We start from the raw sequence: 19,962 nt of genomic DNA on the forward strand, positions 1-19,962 counted from the left end.
TTATTTTCTGTTCATCAACAGGTTACGGAGCGTAACTATGGGCGCATTTCCATCACCTGCGCAGGATTATGCCGAACAGAGCGTCGATATTCGTCAATTAGTGGATGAACATCCGACGGCCACATACTACATGCGGGCATCGGATGATTCGATGATTGAAGGGGGGATCAGCAATGGCGATTTGCTGGTGGTCAATAGCGCCAAAACCGCGGTGCATAACGATATTGTGATTGCCGCGGTGAATGGCGAATTCGTCGTCAGACAATTGCAACTCAGACCCGTAATTCAGCTCATGCCGCTTAATCGCGCCTGCAAACCTATTCACCTCGGTTCAGATGAGGCGCTTGAGGTATTTGGCGTGGTGACTTATATCGTGAAATCAACGAGGTAACTATGTTTGCCCTGGTTGATGTAAACAGTTTTTACGCAAGTTGCGAAACCATATTCAGGCCTGACCTGAAAGGCAAACCGGTGGTGGTTTTAAGTAACAACGATGGTTGCGTGATTGCGCGAAACGCCGAGGCAAAGAACTGTGGTGTGCAAATGGGCGGCCCATACTTCAAGCAGAAAGATCTCTTCCGACAACAAGGCGTGACCGCTTTTAGCAGTAATTACGAGTTATATGCTGATATGTCACATCGCGTCATGATGACGCTGGAGGAAATTTGCCCGCGGGTTGAGATCTATTCAATCGACGAGGCTTTTTGTGATTTTTCTGGCATGAGTCATTGCCGCAATCTGAAAGATCTTGGCCGGGAAATCCGTTCTACTCTTTCGCAGCGCACGCATTTAACGGTAGGCGTGGGGATTGCCCAGACAAAAACGTTAGCCAAACTTGCTAATCACGCAGCAAAACAGTGGCCGCTGGAATCGGGTGGCGTTGTCGATCTGTCCGGTCGTGAGCGGCAACGCCAATTAATGGCGGCGTTTCCGGTTGGCGAAGTCTGGGGAATTGGTCGTCGAATCAGTAAAAAACTTGAAGCGATGGGGATTAAAACGACCTTACAACTGGCGGATGCAGATATCCGTTTTATACGTAAACATTTCAGTGTCGTGCTCGAGCGCACGGTTCGTGAGCTGCGTGGGGAATCTTGTCTGGGATTTGAAGAGTTTGCTCCCACGAAACAGGAAATCATCTGCTCGCGCTCATTTGGAGAGCGGCTGACTGAGTATGAACATATGCGTCAGGCTATTTGCAGCTATGCGGCACGTGCCGCAGAAAAGCTCAGGGGCGAACACCAGTATTGTCGTCATATTTCTGCTTTTGTTAAAACATCCCCTTTCACGGTGAATGAACCTTACTACGGCAACCAGGCGATGGTGAAACTCCTTACCCCGACGCAGGACACCAGAGATATTATTGATGCGGCGACACGCTGCCTGAACACCATCTGGAGAGACGGGCACCACTATCAAAAAGCAGGGGTGATGCTTTGTGACTTTTTCAGCCAGGGGATCGCACAACTCAACCTCTTTGATGAAAACCCGCCGCGAGCCAACAGTGAAATGCTGATGCAGGTGATAGACGACATTAATAAGAAGAAAGGCAAAGGGACGCTTTATTTTGTGGGGCAGGGGATTGAGCAGCCGTGGCAGATGAAAAGAGCGATGTTGTCACCGCGATATACGACCCGGCGTTCAGATTTGTTGAGGGTTAAATCGGGGAACATGTGAGGGGCTCATTTTCTTATGCTGTTCCGTTAACAACTGGCACACCACATTGCCCGGTAATGGGCGATGGAAAAAATAACCCTGGCAAAACTCAATACCCGCCATTTGCACTTGAGCTAATTCGTCTTGTGTTTCAACGCCTTCAATAAGAATTTCACATTTAACCACCATACATAACTTCACCACTTGTCGCAGGAAGTTAAATCCATCGGGTTTAGCGAGGCCCAGCACCATTGATCTATCTAATTTTATTTTATCCAGAGGATAACGAGTCAGATAATGCAGGGTTGAATAGCCAGAGCCAAAATCATCCAGCGCGATTTTAATACCCAAACTGCGCATCTTTTCCAGAACCTCTGCGACACGCACCGGCTCCTGCACCTTTTGTGATTCAGTAATCTCAAATTCCAGCTGCCATCCTGTGGGGAGTGGCTTTGTCAGCACCTTGCGAACCACATTCAGCAATCTGTAATCGACCAGTGTCTGAGGTGAAATATTGACGGACAGCGTCATGTCTTCGGCATCAGACATATTCTCCCGAACATAATCTAAAGCATGTTCCATCACCCAGAAATCCATCTCCGGCATCAACCCTGTTCTTTCATAATATTTGAGGAAAACAGGCGGCGTTATTTTCCCGTTATCGCTCTGATGGCGAATCAGAACCTCAAGGGCAACGATTTTATGATCGGATAAACGCACCTGTGGCTGGAAATAGAGAATGAACTGGCCGCTGGTTTGCAGTTTCTCAATTTGTCTTTGGGCTTCAATGTAGCTATTCCCTTCAACAATATGGCTGTAATTCGGCACCATCTCAAAATCGGTAGGCTGAGTCATATTCATCTCACCCGTGAGTAAATCCAGGTCGGGATTGTCGGGAACCGATTGTTTAAGTGAAGTGGTAACGAAGGGGCGATAAATAACGACCCCAAGGCTAATAATCAGAAGATACAAAAACACCGCGCTCACAGAGTGGCCGCTGGCGAGCCAGACTTTGACTGGAGAAGGCGTTGACCAACTGACGATTTCGGAAATCCGTGGAACCATGTCCAGATAAGTTGCGCCGTATGCGACCAGGTAAGACATTAAGGGGACAAGGACAAACGGGATAATCATGACGGGGTTCAGGACAATCGGATAACCAAAAATGAGAGGCTCATTGATATTAAAAAGTGCCATGGGTGCCGCTACGCCTAACAAACGGCGATGGGGGCTTTTGGCTTCCATGAAAATACAAATTATCAAACTCACGGTATTACCCGTTCCGCCAGCATTGCACCACATATCGTAGAATACAGGGCTGAGAATATTCAGCGGGTGATGAAGAGTATGCCAGTCATTGATATTTATTTTTTGTGCCGCAGTAAAAGCAACATCAATATCCAAAAATAGATAATAACCGTGAAGGCCAAAGAACCATGGCACCGTACGCAACAGAACATATGAAATGCCATGTAAAAAATCTTTTGGATAAAAATACATGGACAAGTCACTGAGAAAATCCATCCCGCTTTTCAGCCAAATGGCAGCACCCAGTTTAATGGCACAACTAAAGAGCGCAATAATACCCAGCGTGGCAAAAAAAGAGATGATATTCGTGTAGCTATTGTCTTTCCATGAGCGGAGTTTTAGCAGATTCTCACTCACCACTTCTTGTAGGTAATTGCCGAAGACTCCAGAGGCCAGCGCCATTGGGATACTGATGTCTAAGAAGAACTGTGCATTATCATCAAGGATTCGGCGGAAGATCATCAAGGTGCTGATGCTTAGTGCAATACAGTAAATCTGTGAGAGACGGTTTCTGACAGCCCAGTGAACTGCGACATAGATGTTCATCACCAGCGGTGCCAGCGCTAAAAAACCAACTTGCAGCTGCATGAACCAGACGGCAGCATGATTAAATCCGGTGGTATCACAGATGACTGATGCAGTAATGACGAGTCCCCGGACGATGGATAAAGGGACAATTGCCATGGTGCTGGCAATAATGGCATGAGCAAATCGATTGTTTAATAAACGACTTTGGCTGTTATGCAGGCGATGCAGCAGATTGTTGTACAGCCACAGTTTTCTCACAAAGTTACCTGAAATATTTATGCTTATTGATAATTGTATTTAAATGGACAATTGCGTGACCAAAAAATGGAATAAATTATATTTACTTCATAATTGAATGATTAAATACCGTTTCAATTTATTGTTTAAATACACTTCGATAACAAAGCGACATCTATGGTTTAACTATTACACCCTCTCATAAAAGCAACAACGAGAATGGTACCAATAACAAAAGTAGCCATTACCTTTGAAACTAATCCGGTTATAAAGAAAACAGCCCCTAGCACAAGCAGAATAACAAATGCCTTACAATAGTCTGCGAACATAATTAATATCCTGCTAACCCCAGTCGAAAATATTAAATACCCGCAGTCCTGGGGGTATATTTAATCTAGGGTAACAATTTTTGTACTGCTAAGTAACCCTGGTAAATGTTCAAAATTACACATTCAGGTGTGATTATATGTACGCTTGATATAAGTTAAATTGCAGGCAATAAAAAAGCAGCCATAACAGGCTGCTTTCTAAGGGGATACTGGTCGGCACGGAGAGATTTGAACTCTCGACCCTCGCCACCCCATGACGATGCGCTACCAGGCTGCGCTACGTGCCGACATCGTGCAAATAATACTACCTTTTTCGCGATCGTTTGCAAGACAGCTTTTTGCTAACTGGTTCATAAATAAACAATCAGTTAGCAATGAAACGCTTCTCGTCGGTTAGCACCTGGAGCAACAACCCAAGTTGAGGCTTGGTTTCTTTGATGCGTTCACCCTGCAAATCGTACATCCGATAGTTACCGTTATTATCAAGCACTAACGTCATGTCAGGAAGAGTGACTGCGAGGCTGTTGTTATCCGCACCCACAACCCAATTATTGCGGCGTGTCGCGGCAAATAAGTCCTCACCTTGTGAATACTCGTTGGCCGGATTTTTAACGTGCAACAGGCGCTGCATCAGAGTTGTCATGACATCCTGATGGTCGGTGAGTTTGGTGATGGTTTGCGCTGGTGTGCCAGGCCAATGGATAACTAATGGCACCTCAATACGTGAGCGTGACCATGCAAAGGATTCCTGCTCTTTACCCAGCGGCACGCCATGACCTGCGGTAATAATTACCACCGTATTCTGGAGCTTCCCGGAGGCTTCCAGCGCATCAAGCACACGTTTGATTTGCTCATCAACACTAACCGCTGCGCGAGCATAGCGACGAGCAAAGGCCTGCTGATTGGTGTCTGCTGAGATATTGGTGCCATTAAAAGCAACCCAGGAGAACCAGCGGTTATCTTCAGAAGCGTATTGGTTTAGCCAGTTAACCCATTGCGTCGCAGTTTGCTCGTCAGACTGGCTTTTTGCTGAAGGCAAAGAGAAGTCTGAAAGCAGGGCCTGGCGATACATTGACGAGTCAAAACCATCGGAGGCGAACAGCCCCAGTTGATAGCCTTGCTGGTTCAATGCCGTAATTAAAGCCGCAGGAATTCGGGCGGATAACACGCCATCCATGTAGGCTGGCGAAATACCGTAGAACAGGCCAAAGATACCGTTATCGGTCCCGTTGCCCGCACTCATATGCTGCGTAAAGTTGATATTGCCAGCCGCAAACTCGCTCAGGTTCGGCAAATCTTTCTGCGTATGTTCAGCATTCAGGCCGTCGACCGTAATCAGCAATACGTTGTGACCCGTGCCCATATCGCGGAATTTCAGGTCGCTCAGTGGATATTGCACCGAGACTGCTTCAGGACTCCCTTGTTCCACGAGGCGGCGTTGGTACTCTTTTGCATCCAACAGGCCATGTTTTTCGAGGAAGCGGCGGGCTGTCATCGGGTAAGACAGCGGCAGGTTGGCGCGCTGCATGGTTATCGGGCGATAGAAATTCGCATCGGCCCAGATATACATAATATGGCTACTGAAGAAGGCGACGAAGAACAGCACGACCACAGGTTTTGCATAGTGTTTGCGCCGCCCCAGGCTGCGCAGTTTCTGCCAGCTCCAGGTCGCAAACAGCATTTCAATTAATAAAATCACCGGCACGCTGATAAACATCAGTTGCCAGTCGCGTGCCATCTCACTCTGGTCGGGGTTAATCACCAGTTCCCAGACAATTGGATTAAGGTGGAGATGGAAGCGAGTAAAGACTTCGCTGTCGATAAGCAACAGCGTCATGCCTGCGGTAGCGAGTGCTGCCGAGACAAAGCGCATCAGGCGTTGTGACATCACAACGAACGTTAGCGGGAAGAGAATCAGCAAGTAGGTGGCGAACACCACAAAGCTAAAATGACCGATAACACTCAGCCAGGAATAAATACGACCTGTGAGCGTTGTCGGCCAGTCGGCGACAAACAAATAGCGGCTACCCAGCAGTGTTGCCAGCAGGATATTGAACAAGGCGAACCAATGTCCCCAACTGACCATCTGGGAAACTTTTTCGCGGTAGCGCTGACGGTTAGTCACCATAACGTGTAACTACGATCCCTTAATGAGCTTTGTCTTCGCTCACGGAGGCTTGCAACGCCTCAGCGAAAGAGCGGGCCAACGAGCGGCGTTGAGCAGAAGCTACGCTGGTATTAATCAAGTTGGTGACCATGTTTCCCAGTACCATCAGGGAAAGATCGGTTGGCGTTTGGTGCTTTTCCAGCACGGAAGCCAGTTCACTCAACAGTTCTTCGACGCGTTCGTCACTATAACGGGATATTTGTGGCATAAATTAACAATCAATTAGATTTAGGAAAGGGCGTTATCTTACCGTAGCAGGACCTATTTTTCTTGAATTATTTAGGTGATGTTGCACATGGCTTCAGGCAATGGTTGAATACCGCCGAGTCTAAAAGGAGAGTTTATCATGAGTCTGGATATCGACCAGATTGCCTTACACCAGTTAATCAAGCGCGGCGAGCAGACACTTGAAGTTGTGTTGCGCGATTCTCTGTTGGCAACGAACGGCGCCGTAGAAGAGATGATGGCTGAATTGCATCGTGTCTACAGCGCAAAAAATAAAGCCTATGGTCTGTTCAGCGAAGAGAGTGAATTGGCGCAAGCGCTACGCTCACAGCGTAAAGGCGATGAAGATTTCCTCGCGTTCAGCCGCGCAGCCACTGGCCGACTACGTGATGAACTGGCGAAATATCCGTTTGCGGATGGCGGCATCGTGCTGTTTTGCCAATATCGTTACCTGGCAGTGGAATATTTGCTAGTGGCGGTACTGAATAATTTAAGCAGTATGCGCGTCAACGAAGAGCTGGATATCAGTTCTACGCATCACCTGGATATCAACCACGCCGATATCGTGGCGCGAATTGATCTGACCGAATGGGAAACCAATCCAGAATCCACACGTTACCTGACGTTCCTGAAAGGACGAGTAGGGCGCAAAGTTTCTGACTTCTTTATGGATTTCCTCGGTGCCAGCGAAGGTTTGAACGCCAAAGCGCAGAACAAAGGCTTGTTGCAAGCGTTGGACGATTTCACCAACGAAGCACAGCTGGATAAAAATGAGCGTCAGGCCGCGCGTCAGCAGGTTTATGCCTACTGCAACGAGCAACTCCAGTCTGGGGAAGAGATTGAGCTTTCTTCGCTGGCTGATGAGCTACCGTGGGCGGTTGATGATAAAAACTTCCAGCAGTTCACGGCCGATAAAGGCTATGAACTGGAAGAGAGCTTCCCGGCTGACCGTGGCACATTGCGTCAGTTAACCAAATTCGCCGGTAGCGGTGGTGGGTTAACGATTAGCTTTGATGCCATGTTATTAGGCGAGCGTATTTACTGGGATCCAGCGACTGACACGCTGACCATTAAGGGCACGCCACCGAATTTACGCGATCAATTGCAGCGTAGAAGTTCGGGTAAATAGCCATAAAAAAACCCGCCGAAGCGGGTTTTTTTTCGAACTAAATTCGCGATTAAGCGCGAACGAAGTCGATGTGGCTCAGTTTTGGCTTGAACGGGTGACGCTGAACAGCCTGAACTTTAACCTTAACTTCTTTACCGTCTACAACCAGAGTCAGAACTTCTTCGTAGAAACCTGGTTTAGCTTGCAGGTTCATTACGTTGTCGTGATCCAGTTCGATAGAGATCGCAGCTTCGGAACCACCATAGATGATTGCCGGGAATTTGTTAGCTGCACGCAGGCGGCGGCTCGCACCCTTGCCCTGCTCTTTGCGTTCTACTGCATTGATAGTAAACATTAACTGTTTCTCTCTTAAATAATCCTGTTACAGGCGACCCAGCAACAGGTAAGTGATCTGCTTTGCGGATGCAAAAGCGGGCGGGATTATAGCCATATCTGGCCCCGGCTTCAATGAAAAGAACCTTTAACCGCGCAATTCATTCGCGCGGCGGAAGCGGCCTTCGTAATCAAATACCTTTTCCCGTACGTTCCAGAAGTTGCCATTTTTGCGTGCAACGACAAAATCCGGATGGCGCAGTGCCGATTGCTGGGCGACGACATCGGCGGCGTTTATCCAGCGCAGCGGCACGCCTGGCGCACGGCTGTGTGGTCGAATAAACAGCTGTTCAAATGCCATGCGTTGGGCTGGCGTTTGTAAGCGGAACCGTTCGCTGACATCTGCGCCATCTTCATCAAAATAGGTGATCTTCAGCCAGTCGCCTTTATCGTCGCCCCCGTGTTGAAGCGTCATGCCCCCGCAGCGTAAAACCAGCGCGTCTTTTAATTTCAACGCGGCTTTTAACATATCGTCAGGATCGACCAGAACGTGATCGCACTGGTGGCAGCGACGTGCAGCGATATCGTTTTCAGCATGACATTGCGGGCAATTTTTGAAGCGGAAACGGTAATCGCACTGCTCCCTGGAGCCATCGTCATCTTCAAACCATCCCTGACAGCGGCGGCCAAAGTGTTCAATCAATGTGCCGTCGCTGGTGGTCTTGCCCCAAAAAGTATTGGCAAAACCACAGGAAGGGCAAAAGACTTGCACGGGCACGTTGTCACTTTTGCCTTTTGCAGCGCCGACTTCCGGCGTGAACAAGTCATGGGGATTGCCTGCATAATCGAGGATTAAACAATCTTTTTTGCCAGGCGACAGGCGCAAACCACGACCCACAATTTGCTGGTAAAGGCTGACGGATTCCGTCGGGCGTAAAATGGCAATCAGATCGACGTGTGGCGCGTCAAAGCCCGTGGTGAGCACCGAAACGTTCACCAGAAAACGGAATTGCTGATTTTTGAAGGCTTCAATTAATGTATCGCGCGCCGGTCCTGGGGTATCAGCCGTAATCAATGCGGCATCGTTAGAGGGCAGCAGCGCGGTGACTTCTTTGGCGTGTTCAACGGTGGCGGCAAAAATCATTACGCCGCGCCGGTCAGCGGCAAACTCAACAATCTGGCTGATGATATGCGGAGTAATACGTTTTTGCTGTTTCAGCTCCCGGTTAAGATCCGCTTCGCTAAACAGGCCATTGGATTGCGCCTGCAAGCGGCTGAAATCGTACTGCACTACCGGCATGTCCAGCCGTTCTGGCGGTGTTAAATAGCCATGCTTAATCATGTACCGCAGCGGTAATTCGTAAATACAGTCCCGGAACAGGGCGTTTTCGTTGCCGCGCACCATGCCGTGATAGTGAAAATGGTAAATCCAGCCTTTTCCTAAACGATAAGGCGTGGCGGTCAGACCTAACAGGCGTAGCTTCGGATTCGCAGAGCGTAGATGGGCAAGGATTTGCTGATATTGGCTGTCGTCGGAATCGCCAATACGGTGGCACTCATCGACTATCAGTAATGAAAACTCGCCCTGGAATTGCTCAAGATTACGTGCAACAGACTGCACGCTGCCAAAAACCACTTTGCCGTTGCTCTCTTTACGTTGCAGCCCGGCGGCAAAAATATCGGCTTCCAGCCCTAGCGCACAATATTTTGCATGGTTTTGCGCCACGAGTTCTTTGACGTGCGCCAGCACCAACACCCGTCCGCGAGCCACTCGGGCAAGTTCGGCAATCACCAGGCTTTTCCCCGCACCCGTTGGCAACACAATGACTGCTGGCGTGATGTGTTTGCGGAAATGCGCGAGCGTGGCGTCCACGGCTTCTTGTTGGTAAGGGCGTAAGGTAAAGGACATTATTGATCAGGTCTATGAAACATCAGCGTCGATTATGCCATGAAACAGGGTTTTAGCTTGAGAGAGTTTTCTATCCCGCTATACTGGCAAACTAATTAACAGGCAAATCAATTTTTCCTTATAAAATGGGCGAATGCCCTGCTGGCATTTGGTGCTGGCTCCTCTTTGAAACAGGCAATATTTTAATGCGACTCGATAAATTTATCTCTCAGCAACTTGGCGTGAGCCGCGCTATTTCTGGCCGTGAAATCCGTGCCAGCCGTGTCACCATTGATGGTGAAGTAGTGCGTGACGCCTCTTTTAAACTCAACCCGGAACATCAGGTTGAGTTTGATGGCCGTTCGTTGACTCAGGAAAATGGCCCTCGCTACTTTATGCTTAATAAGCCGCAGGGTTATGTCTGTTCCACCGAAGATCCGGATCACCCGACAGTGCTCTATTTCCTGGATGAGCCGATGGCGCACAAACTGCATGCTGCCGGGCGCCTGGATATCGATACCACCGGACTGGTGCTGATGACCGATGATGGACAATGGTCGCATCGCATTACTTCTCCGCGCCATCATTGTGAAAAAACCTATCTGGTGACGCTGGAAAATCCTGTCTCCGATGACACGGCAGAACAATTCGCCGCAGGCGTTCAATTGCATAATGAAAAAGATCTGACGTTACCGGCGGTTATGGAAGTCATCACGCCGCTTGAGGTGCGTTTGACCATCAAAGAAGGGCGTTATCACCAGGTAAAACGCATGTTCGCCGCAGTGGGGAACCATGTTGTAGGCCTGCATCGTGAGCGCATTGGCGCTGTTGCAATGGACGCCAGTCTCGCACCAGGTGAATATCGCCGATTAACTGAAGAAGAAATTGCAAGCTTTGGCATGCCGCCACGTTAATCCCCGGAGGATGTGTTGAGTAGTAAGCAAAACTCGTCAATTGGTATTGTGGTGATACTTGGCCTGTTGGCCATGTTAATGCCGCTGTCCATCGATATGTATTTACCGGCTCTGCCGGTTATTGCCTCGGAATTTGGCGTGCCGGCTGGCAGCGCGCAAATGACGCTAAGCACCTATATTCTCGGTTTCGCTATCGGCCAGCTATTTTATGGTCCGATGGCTGACAGCATTGGTCGTAAGCCAGTGGTGCTCGGGGGGACGCTCATCTTTGCCGCAGCGGCAATTGCTTGTGCGCTTTCACAGACGATTGATCACCTGATTGCGATGCGTTTTCTTCATGGCCTGTCGGCTGCCGCCGCAAGTGTCGTGATCAACGCCCTGATGCGCGATATTTATCCGAAAGAAGAGTTCTCGCGCATGATGTCGTTCGTCATGCTGATAACAACCATTGCGCCTCTGGTTGCACCAATGGTTGGGGGCGCGGTGCTGGTGTGGTTTAGCTGGCACGCCATCTTCTGGATTCTGGCGCTAGCAGCCCTGCTGGCTTCAGGGATGATTTTCTTCCTGATCCACGAAACGCTACCGGTTGAGCGTCGTCAGAAGTTTCATTTGCGTACGACGATCGGTAACTTCGCCACCTTGTTCCGCCACAAACGTGTGTTGAGTTATATGCTGGCGAGCGGTTTCAGCTTTGCGGCAATGTTCTCATTTTTGAGCGCCGGGCCGTTTGTGTACATCGAGCTGAATCATGTCGCGCCGCAGCATTTCGGCTACTACTTCGCGCTTAACATTGTCTTCTTGATCATCATGACGCTGATTAACAGTCGCTTTGTGCGCCATTTTGGCCCACTGGCGATGTTCCGCTTCGGGCTGTTTGTGCAGTTTGCTATGGCAATCTGGCTGGTGGTGAGCACTGGGCTGGATCTCGGCTTTTGGTCGATGGTGCTGGGGATTGCGGTGTTTGTTGGTTGTGTGTCGATGGTTTCTTCGAATGCGATGGCGGTTATTCTTGATGAATTTCCCCATATGGCGGGAACCGCCTCTTCACTGGCAGGGACATTCCGCTTTGGCATCGGTGCATTAACGGGCGCATTGCTCTCGATTGCGACCTTTAACACCGCGTGGCCTATGATTTGGTCGATTGCGGTATGCGCTACGTGTTCAATCGTTTTCTATGTCTATGCCAGTCGCCCTCGCTTAGCGACGAAATAATCCTAAAGTCATAAAACGGGTATCGTCAGATGCCCGTTCTTTAATCCAAATCAACGAAAATCCCCCACAAAAGCCTACAATTTGTTTCTCAAATGTAAACGCATCAACAACAAAAAGTCACATTCTTGTAGTTAAAAAGGTTGAGTTACATCGCAGAAAGCGTTACATATAGCGCCGAAACGTGTGCAGCTCCACAAAAATAAAACGTTAAATGTGAAATGGTAGACAAATAATTACAACGGATGTAAGCGGTTTCCAGGTTGTTTACACACAATTAACCAACATTGTGTTAACCTTTATGTGAATCGTTTGTGAAATAATTTTGGATTTTTTTGGGGATACCACAGTGAATACGTTACAGCTTTCCATCGTTCATCGCTTACCACATAGCTATCGTTGGCTGGCAGGTTTTGCAGGCTCCAGAGTTGAACCGATTCCGCAAAATGGGCAGGGCGCCGAAAATTGTCTGATTGGCCTTAAATTGCTGAGCGACAGTAACAGTGATTCAGCCTGGCCGACGATGCAAAAATTAAGTCTCGCGTTACGAGATATTGAAGTGGATTCTGCGGTTGTCGAGTGTGAAGGCCAGCCTTGTCTGTTTGTTAATCGCCAGGATGAACAAACCGCAACCTGCCGCCTGAAAAACTTTGGCGTCGCGATTGCTGAGTCTTTCTCCAGCGCTAATCCATTTTAACGCTCACATTCATCAGGCAAGTGCGAGTAACTGGCGTGTATATTCCGCCTGAGGCGCGGCAAAAATTTGCTGACATGCCCCTTGTTCCACCACTTCACCCTGCCGCAACACCACAACCTGATGGCATAAAGACTTCACCACTCGCAAATCATGGCTGATAAAAATGTAGGCCAGCTGATGTTTTTCCTGCAATGACTTCAGCAGTGCAAGAATTTTCGCCTGGACGGAGCGATCGAGCGAAGAGGTCGGTTCATCAAGAATCATCAACTCTGGCTGCAAAATGAGCGCCCTGGCAATCGCAATGCGCTGTCGCTGCCCGCCTGAAAACTCCGCTGGATAGCGGTGCATTGTTTCCGGATCTAATCCTACTTCCTGCATGGCAACGATCACTTTCTGCTCGCGTTGCGCAGCACTTAACGCAGGTTGATGGACGCGCAAACCCTCTTCAATAATCTGTAAAACATCCAGTCGCGGATTTAACGATGAATTCGGATCCTGAAAAACGACCTGAATACGACGGCGCAAAGGCAGCAGCTTTTTGCGATTAAGCTCATGCAACGCGATCCCATCGAACCAAATCTCACCGCTGGAATGAATGAGCCGTAACAGCGCAAGGCCAGTGGTACTTTTCCCCGAACCCGACTCCCCAACCAGACCGATGCTTTCACCGGCTCGAAGCGAAAAACTCAGATCTTTAATCCCATAGTTGTAGCCGATGGTTTTCTTGAGTAGACCCCGACGAACGGGGAAGGCGACTTCTAAGTCATGAACTTTGAGTAGGGGAGGATTCGACTCGTCAACCGGGCGCGGGCTGCCAGAAGGTTCTGCCGCCAGCAGTTGCTGAGTGTAGGCATGTTGCGGCGCGGATAACAATTTCACCGCAGCGTTTTGCTCTACACATTTGCCGTAGCGCATGACCGCCACATTATCTGCCAGCTTTTTGACGATGCTGAGATTATGAGTGATAAACAACAGCCCCATATTCAGCTCTTGTTTGAGTTCTTTGAGCAGTTGCAGAATTTGTGCCTGCACGGTCACGTCCAGCGCGGTCGTTGGCTCATCGGCAATCAACAGCTCCGGGCGTGTGAGCAGCGCCATCGCAATCATCACGCGCTGGCGTTCGCCACCAGAAAGCTGGTGCGGGAAGTCATTTAAACGATTTGCCGCGTTGCGAATACCGACTCGATCGAGGCAGGTCAGCATTTCTGCGCGTGCCGCTTCACGGCGCATGCCACGGTGCAGGGATAACACTTCATAAAGCTGCTTTTCAATACTGTGCAACGGGTTGAGCGAAACCATTGGCTCCTGGAAAATCATGGCGATTTTATTACCCCGCACGGTACGAAGCACTCGTTCAGGTGCGTGTAACAATTCCTGGCCTTTAAAGAGGATTTCGCCAGTGGGATAAAGCACCGGTGGTGCGGGCAATAAGCGCAAAACCGATAACGCCGTAACGCTTTTTCCGGAACCGGACTCGCCAACCAGCGCCAGCGTTTCACCCGCGTTCACCTCTAGTGATAAATCATCCACCACTTGCCGGACGGTATCACCGCTGCGAAAAGCCACGGATAAATTCTTAATGGACAGCAGTGGAGTCGTCATATCAGTGCGCCTTGCTCGGGTCAAAGGCGTCGCGCACTGCTTCGCCAATAAAAATAAGTAACGTCAGCAAAATGGCCAGCGAGAAAAATGCGGTAATCCCAAGCCACGGAGCCTGAAGGTTATTTTTCCCTTGTAACAGCAATTCACCGAGGGACGGAGAACCAAGCGGTAATCCGAAGCCTAAGAAATCCAGCGAGGTGAGAGTGGTAATGGAACCACAAAGGATAAACGGCAAAAATGTCAGCGTAGCCACCATGGCATTGGGCAGCATATGACGCAGGATGATTGACCTGTCACTCACGCCCATAGCCTGCGCGGCGCGAATATAGTCGAAGTTTCGCGTACGGAGAAACTCAGCGCGTACCACACCCACCAGACTCATCCAGCCAAACAAAACGGTAATACCCAGCAGCCACCAAAAATTCGGCTGAATGACGCTCGAAAGCAGGATTATCAGGAATAACGTCGGCATTCCTGACCATACTTCGATAAAACGCTGCCCCCATAAATCCACCCGCCCGCCGTAATAGCCTTGTACCGCGCCTGCAAGAATGCCAATAACGCTGGAAAATAGCGTCAGCATCAGGCCGAAGAGGATTGAAATACGCGTGCCGTAAAGAATGCGCGCCAGCACATCGCCGCCATTAGCGTCTGTTCCAAGCCAGTTCTGGCTGCTCGGGGGGGAAGGAAAAGGAACCGTGGTGGCAAAGTTAATCGCATTAGAACCAAAGCGGATCGGCGCCCACAGCACCCAACCATTTTGGCTCAGGCGCTGCGCAAGCCACGGATCCTGATAATCAGCAGGGGTTGCCAGCGGGCCGCCGAAGTCGCTTTCACTGTAATTGGTGAGAAAAGGAAAATAGAGACGTTCCTGATAATGCACGATGAGCGGACGATCGTTGGCTATCAACTCAGATCCAAGACTGAGCAAGAACAGAACGCCGAACACCCATAGTGACCAGTAGCCACGTTTGTTGTGGCGTAAACGCGCCCAGCGGGCCTGATTAACGGGACTTAAATGGCTCATCCTCGCCCCTCGAAATCAATACGCGGATCAACCAGCGTGTAAGTAATGTCGCTCAGAATATTAAGCAGCAGACCAATCAGAGTAAAAATGTAAAGCGTGCCAAACATCACCGGATAGTCCCGTGAAATGGTCGAGTCATAGCCGAGCAATCCCAGTCCGTTAAGTGAAAACATCACTTCTATCAGCAGCGACCCGGTAAAAAACATACTGATGAACGTGGCAGGAAATCCGGCAATCACTAAAAGCATGGCGTTACGAAACACATGCCGGTAGAGAATCTTATTTTCATCCAGCCCCTTGGCTCGGGCCGTGACGACGTATTGCTTGCGGATTTCGTCGAGAAACGAGTTTTTCGTCAGCATCGTTAACGTCGCAAAACCGCCTACGACGGTCGCCAGCACCGGCAGTGTGATGTGCCAAAGGTAATCAAAGATTTTCCCGTACCACGGTAGGGTATCGAAATTAGTAGAAACCAGGCCACGCAGCGGGAACCAGTCCAGATAACTGCCGCCGGCAAACAAAACAATCAGTAAAATAGCGAACAGGAAGGCAGGGATCGCATAGCCAATAATAATAAAAGTGCTGCTCCAGATATCAAAACTGCTGCCGTTGCTGACCGCTTTGCGTATGCCGAGTGGAATCGACACCAGGTAGATAATTAAGGTGCTCCACAGACCAATCGAGATAGAAACCGGCAGGCTTTCTTTGATGAGATTTAAAACCGATGCGCTGCGAAACAGGCTGTTGCCAAAATCAAAACGCAGGTAATCGCCGAGCATTTTGAAGTAGCGTTCATGAATGGGTTTATCAAAGCCGTAGCGATGGGTGATTTCGGCAATCACTTCCGGGTCGAGGCCGCGAGCACCGCGATACTGGCTGTCAGTTGCGTTAGCTACGCCAACACGGGCATGGCCGCTACCCATGGTGTCTGTTGCCATACCCGGAACGCCGACGCCGTGACCTAACTGAATGGCGGCAATAGCCTGATCAACAGGGCCGCCAGGCGCTATCTGAACAATGAAAAAATTGATGGTGATGATCGCCCATAACGTGGGGATGATTAGCAGCAAGCGACGTAACAGATAACTTCCCATGTGTGCCCTTAACGTCGGTTTTCTGGTAGTTGAGCGGCTTTGTTGACGTCATACCACCAGGTATCAAACCCGGTCGCGTATAACGGATGAATCGCAGGTTTTGAGAATTTACTCCACCAGGCAAAGCGGTCTGCGGCCATGTACCACATCGGAATCATGTAATAATTCCACGTCAGAACACGATCCAGCGCACGGCCTAACGGCAGCAGTTTTTGTTTATTACCTTGATTAGCCACAATCTGAGACGCCAGTTTGTCGATGACCGGGTTTTTTACGCCAGGGGCATTGTAGGTGGAATCGACATATTCGGATGCCCACGCGATTTGTACATCAGCACTGGGGTAAGGCATTGCGCTGTAGAGTGTTGGCATCATGTCATAATCGCGGGTGCGCAGGCGGTTGGTCAGCTGCGAGTTATCGACCTGGCGAATTTCCATCGTGACCCCCAGTCGTTGCAGGTTGTGCTGGAAGGGTAAAATCCATTGTGTATTACCGGTAGTGGCCGTCAGTAATTCAAAGGTGAAGGGTTTCCCCGTTTTAACATTGATAAGTTTTTGGTCTTTAAGTTCCCATCCCGCTTCTTTGAATAACGCCAGAGCTTTGAGGAGATTGTCACGATCAAAGCCATTGCCGTTGGATTTTGGCGGGTTGTAGACAGTCGTGAAGACTTCTGGCGGTAAATCTTTTTTCATCGGGGCCAGTAAAGTCAGCTCATCGGCATCAGGGTAATCACGAGCGGCATATTCGGTGTTCTGGAAATAGCTGTTAGCACGGCTGTAGGCGTTATAAAACAGCGCCTTGTTCATCCATTCAAAATCAAATGCCAGGCCAACGGCTTCGCGGACTTTTCGGTCTGCAAAGATAGGGCGTTGGACGTTAAAAGCCAGCCAGCGCGTATCTTGCGCCGCTTCGTTAGGTTGTTCTTCTTTGACAATGAAATGATTAGCGAAGTTTTTGCCGATGTAACGGGTTGCCCAGTTCTTAGCCGATGCTTCGTTGCGAAAATCAAACGCACCGGCTTTGAAGGCCTCGAAGGCGACATTATCGTCTAGATAATAATCATAGCGGATGGAGTCAAAATTCCAGCGCCCCCGGTTGACGGGCAAATTGGCGGCCCAGTAATCCCTTACGCGTGAATAGGTGATGTACTGTCCCATACGCCACGCGGTAATTTTATAAGGGCCGCTGGCTGGAGGTGGCTTAGAAAGCGGGTCGCTGAGCTTATGGTCTTTCCAGAATTGCTCAGGGAACACTGGCAGAGAGAACAGTCCCAGCATTCGTTCTTTGCTCGGTTCAGCAAGCTCGATGCGTACCGTTAAAGGCGCGATAGCTTTGACCGTCGCCCCTTTATAAATCAGCCGAAACTGCGGTACACCTTCGGTCATGAATTTATTAAAAGTGAAGGCAACATCGCTGGCTTTAATCGGGGTGCCATCATGAAAACGCGCCCGAGGATTAATTTCGATTTCAGCCCAGGCAAAGTTGTCTGGGTAACGCGCCATTTCACCAATCAACGGGTAGTAGCTTCCGGGTTCATCATCGGAAGTGGTAAACAGCGTGTCATAAAGCGTTTCTGTGCGCACACCCGCATTGCCACGTAAGGCATAACGGTTGAAATTATCAAAGGTGCCGAGCGCCGAGAGCGTGATGTTTCCGCCCTTTGGGGCCGCAGGATTGACGTAATCGAAATGGGTAAAGTTGATGGCGTATTTAGGCTCACCTAAAACGGCAAATGAATAACTTTCCTTGATGTTTTCGGCCTGGCTTTGGAAAGTCATCAGGCAAAGGCTTAGCAGAGCGAAGGCGCGAGCTAACATCGTATGGGCCAATCCTTGTAACGTCATGATGATGAATCATAAGTTATACCCACGATACTTCAAGCCGCATCTTTGTCAGTTGTCAGGAGTTACTCTGAAAAACCCACACCTTTAAGCTCATTGTACGTTTTAGTTTGCTCTTCCCATTCTTTCAATTGCTCGAAGGTGAGAGGGCGCGCGAAGTAGAAGCCCTGCAAGTAATTCACCCCCTGTTCAATCAGCCATTTGGCTTGCTCTGGCGTCTCAACTCCTTCTGCGACGGTGGTCATGCTCAGTTTTCGGGCAAGCGTTAACACCGCATCGAGCACCGGAGAAGTCACCGTTTCAAGGCCGATAGAATTCACAAAGCCCCTGTCTATCTTGAGATAATCGAGCTTGAAACGCTCAAGATAAATAAGCGCACTGTGTCCGGTTCCGAAATCATCAACCGCAATTTCATACCCTTGCTCGTGCATCCAGTGGAACAGGCAACTGGCTTCGTTCTCCTTAACCATATCGCGTTCCGTGATTTCAAAAATTAGCTGAAAATGATGAGGGGGTAACGAGGCCGCAAAAGCCTGAATATCCTCTTTGAAAGTGGGGGAGTGCAGATGGCTGGGAGCCAGATTGACACCGAGTCGCGCCCCTGGCGGTAAAATTTGTTGAAGCCTTCTGGCATCACGCGCAATTAACTCAAATAAATGGCGGGTGAGAGGAACAATCAGTTGCTGTGCTTCTGCAAAAGCAATAAACGCATCGGGTGGGATAGACCCGGCAATAGGGTGGTTCCAGCGCATCAAGACTTCTACACCGGACATTTTCAAATTTCTGGCGTCCACCACAGGTTGATAAACGACATAAAACTGCCCGCGTTTTATTCCGGTAAGGATCTCTTTACCGGAACGTAAACGTACCGTCAGGAAGTATGCGCATAACGCTCCGCCGAGTATTCCAAAGACCAGACCCGTCAGAATAGAGATTTGAATATCTTCAACAGGCCAGGTTTTGCCGTACAACGCTATCTTGATGGGATAGCCATTAATAGAGACGACGCGAGTGGGATGCTGCGGCAGCTCAGATACATTCATCACATTGCTGGAAAGGGTGGTCAGCGCTTTGTCGCCAGCGATTATCGCCATCGAAAGCACATCACTTTGGCGAGTAGAGAACAGTAAATAAGGTGTGAGGTTCACATTCAGCGTCGCGAAAACACCTTTCCCTTGAATCACCGGGTTTTTAAACCATGCGGCAATCGTAGGCTTGCCCGGCATCATGGGGGTGCCATGTAAGATATCAATATCGATATCGGCGTAGATGTCTATATCAGGGACAAGTTCGTGCATATCGAGCATCATGCTGCCCGTTGCAGAAGAGCAGTAAGCAAAACCATCACGAACTAAAACAAAAGCGCGAACGTTAGCGTTAAAAGCAGCGCTTGATGTCAACTCGCCCGAAACCTGGTGGCAATCAGAAAGGGTTAATGGCTGAATACCACTGGTCGTGGATTGAAGATCTTGAAAAAAGTTACTCAGATAATCGCGGATATCTGCGGAAAGCGTGTCATAGCTGGCCTCCCGCTTACTGTGTAGCGTCAAACTGGTTATTCCACCGATCAGTAGCGCGCTAAGCACACCAACCAAAATACTGAAGGCGGCGATTTGCCGGACTGAGGTGAAGTATCGTGAGAAAAGTATTTTCGAAAACATGGGTAAATGGTTCCTGCATGAGCAAGAGACTTATTGTTTATAAGTGTTTTTTTCGACTATAACGCAAAAGTTGCAACTGCGTCATAAAGTTTCGAATGTAAATTATAAATATTGTTAAAACGGATAAGAGAATGAATTCTA

Annotated in this window: 16 protein-coding genes and 1 tRNA gene; 6 read left to right on the forward strand and 11 right to left on the reverse strand. The window is 49.2% G+C overall.

Annotated features, from left to right (window positions below; genetic code table 11):
• Nucleotides 1–7 precede the first annotated feature (7 nt).
• Nucleotides 8–391, forward strand: a complete 384-nt coding sequence (gene umuD, locus DY231_RS07010; RefSeq protein ID WP_370511348.1) for a translesion error-prone DNA polymerase V autoproteolytic subunit — start codon at nucleotides 8–10, stop codon at nucleotides 389–391.
• A gap of 2 nt (nucleotides 392–393) precedes the next feature.
• On the forward strand, nucleotides 394–1,674 hold the full coding sequence (locus DY231_RS07015; RefSeq protein ID WP_115627761.1) for a Y-family DNA polymerase: 1,281 nt from the start codon (nucleotides 394–396) through the stop codon (nucleotides 1,672–1,674).
• Here DY231_RS07015 and DY231_RS07020 read toward each other — a convergent pair.
• The 4 genes from DY231_RS07020 to DY231_RS07035 all read right to left on the reverse strand — a co-directional run bounded on the left by DY231_RS07020 (nucleotide 1,639) and on the right by DY231_RS07035 (nucleotide 6,430).
• On the reverse strand, nucleotides 1,639–3,747 hold the full coding sequence (locus DY231_RS07020) for an EAL domain-containing protein (RefSeq protein ID WP_115627762.1): 2,109 nt from the start codon (nucleotides 3,745–3,747) through the stop codon (nucleotides 1,639–1,641). The two genes, DY231_RS07015 and DY231_RS07020, sit on opposite strands and share 36 nt — an antisense overlap.
• Nucleotides 3,748–4,265: 518 nt before the next feature.
• Nucleotides 4,266–4,342: transfer RNA gene (locus tag DY231_RS07025), tRNA-Pro, on the reverse strand.
• A gap of 77 nt (nucleotides 4,343–4,419) precedes the next feature.
• Complete coding sequence (gene yejM / locus DY231_RS07030; RefSeq protein ID WP_115627763.1) at nucleotides 4,420–6,183, reverse strand: LPS biosynthesis-modulating metalloenzyme YejM; 1,764 nt, start codon at nucleotides 6,181–6,183, stop codon at nucleotides 4,420–4,422.
• A gap of 19 nt (nucleotides 6,184–6,202) precedes the next feature.
• A complete protein-coding gene (locus DY231_RS07035; protein WP_034458713.1) occupies nucleotides 6,203–6,430 on the reverse strand; it encodes a YejL family protein in 228 nt (75 codons plus the stop codon).
• A 138-nt stretch (nucleotides 6,431–6,568) separates the two neighbouring features.
• Here DY231_RS07035 and yejK point away from each other — a divergent pair, with 138 nt between their 5' ends.
• Nucleotides 6,569–7,576 carry a nucleoid-associated protein YejK gene (yejK, locus tag DY231_RS07040; RefSeq protein ID WP_115627764.1) on the forward strand — a complete coding sequence of 336 codons (1,008 nt, stop codon included), beginning with the start codon at nucleotides 6,569–6,571 and terminating at the stop codon, nucleotides 7,574–7,576.
• A 49-nt stretch (nucleotides 7,577–7,625) separates the two neighbouring features.
• Here the strand turns inward: yejK and rplY are convergent, their stop codons facing one another.
• Nucleotides 7,626–7,910 (reverse strand): 50S ribosomal protein L25, encoded by a 285-nt coding sequence (gene rplY / locus DY231_RS07045; protein ID WP_034497069.1) that lies wholly within the window; start codon nucleotides 7,908–7,910, stop codon nucleotides 7,626–7,628.
• Between the two features lie 126 nt (nucleotides 7,911–8,036).
• A complete protein-coding gene (gene radD / locus DY231_RS07050) occupies nucleotides 8,037–9,797 on the reverse strand; it encodes a DNA repair helicase RadD (RefSeq protein ID WP_115627765.1) in 1,761 nt (586 codons plus the stop codon).
• 185 nt (nucleotides 9,798–9,982) lie between these two features.
• On the opposite strand from radD, the gene rsuA reads away from it, so the two are divergent.
• The 3 genes from rsuA (at nucleotide 9,983) to DY231_RS07065 (ending at nucleotide 12,596) form a co-directional block, all read left to right on the forward strand.
• On the forward strand, nucleotides 9,983–10,690 hold the full coding sequence (gene rsuA, locus DY231_RS07055; protein WP_034497065.1) for a 16S rRNA pseudouridine(516) synthase RsuA: 708 nt from the start codon (nucleotides 9,983–9,985) through the stop codon (nucleotides 10,688–10,690).
• Between the two features lie 15 nt (nucleotides 10,691–10,705).
• Nucleotides 10,706–11,902, forward strand: a complete 1,197-nt coding sequence (locus DY231_RS07060; protein WP_115627766.1) for a Bcr/CflA family multidrug efflux MFS transporter — start codon at nucleotides 10,706–10,708, stop codon at nucleotides 11,900–11,902.
• Between the two features lie 346 nt (nucleotides 11,903–12,248).
• Nucleotides 12,249–12,596, forward strand: a complete 348-nt coding sequence (locus DY231_RS07065) for a YejG family protein (RefSeq protein ID WP_034497123.1) — start codon at nucleotides 12,249–12,251, stop codon at nucleotides 12,594–12,596.
• 12 nt (nucleotides 12,597–12,608) lie between these two features.
• Here DY231_RS07065 and yejF read toward each other — a convergent pair whose 3' ends face one another.
• The 5 genes from yejF to pdeN all read right to left on the reverse strand — a co-directional run bounded on the left by yejF (nucleotide 12,609) and on the right by pdeN (nucleotide 19,821).
• Nucleotides 12,609–14,198, reverse strand: coding sequence for a microcin C ABC transporter ATP-binding protein YejF (gene yejF, locus DY231_RS07070; protein WP_115627767.1), 1,590 nt, complete (start codon nucleotides 14,196–14,198; stop codon nucleotides 12,609–12,611).
• 1 nt (nucleotide 14,199) lies between these two features.
• Nucleotides 14,200–15,225 (reverse strand): ABC transporter permease, encoded by a 1,026-nt coding sequence (locus DY231_RS07075; protein ID WP_115627768.1) that lies wholly within the window; start codon nucleotides 15,223–15,225, stop codon nucleotides 14,200–14,202.
• Nucleotides 15,222–16,319: a microcin C ABC transporter permease YejB gene (locus DY231_RS07080; protein WP_115627769.1), complete on the reverse strand. Its 1,098-nt coding sequence runs from the start codon at nucleotides 16,317–16,319 to the stop codon at nucleotides 15,222–15,224. The genes DY231_RS07075 and DY231_RS07080 overlap by 4 nt, the downstream gene beginning before the upstream one ends.
• Before the next feature lie 8 nt (nucleotides 16,320–16,327).
• Nucleotides 16,328–18,136 carry an extracellular solute-binding protein gene (locus DY231_RS07085; protein ID WP_115627770.1) on the reverse strand — a complete coding sequence of 603 codons (1,809 nt, stop codon included), beginning with the start codon at nucleotides 18,134–18,136 and terminating at the stop codon, nucleotides 16,328–16,330.
• Nucleotides 18,137–18,225: 89 nt separating this feature from the next.
• A complete protein-coding gene (gene pdeN, locus DY231_RS07090) occupies nucleotides 18,226–19,821 on the reverse strand; it encodes a cyclic di-3',5'-guanosine monophosphate phosphodiesterase PdeN (RefSeq protein WP_115627771.1) in 1,596 nt (531 codons plus the stop codon).
• Nucleotides 19,822–19,962 lie beyond the last annotated feature (141 nt).

The organism is Buttiauxella agrestis, assembly GCF_900446255.1.
Taxonomy (GTDB): domain Bacteria; phylum Pseudomonadota; class Gammaproteobacteria; order Enterobacterales; family Enterobacteriaceae; genus Buttiauxella; species Buttiauxella agrestis.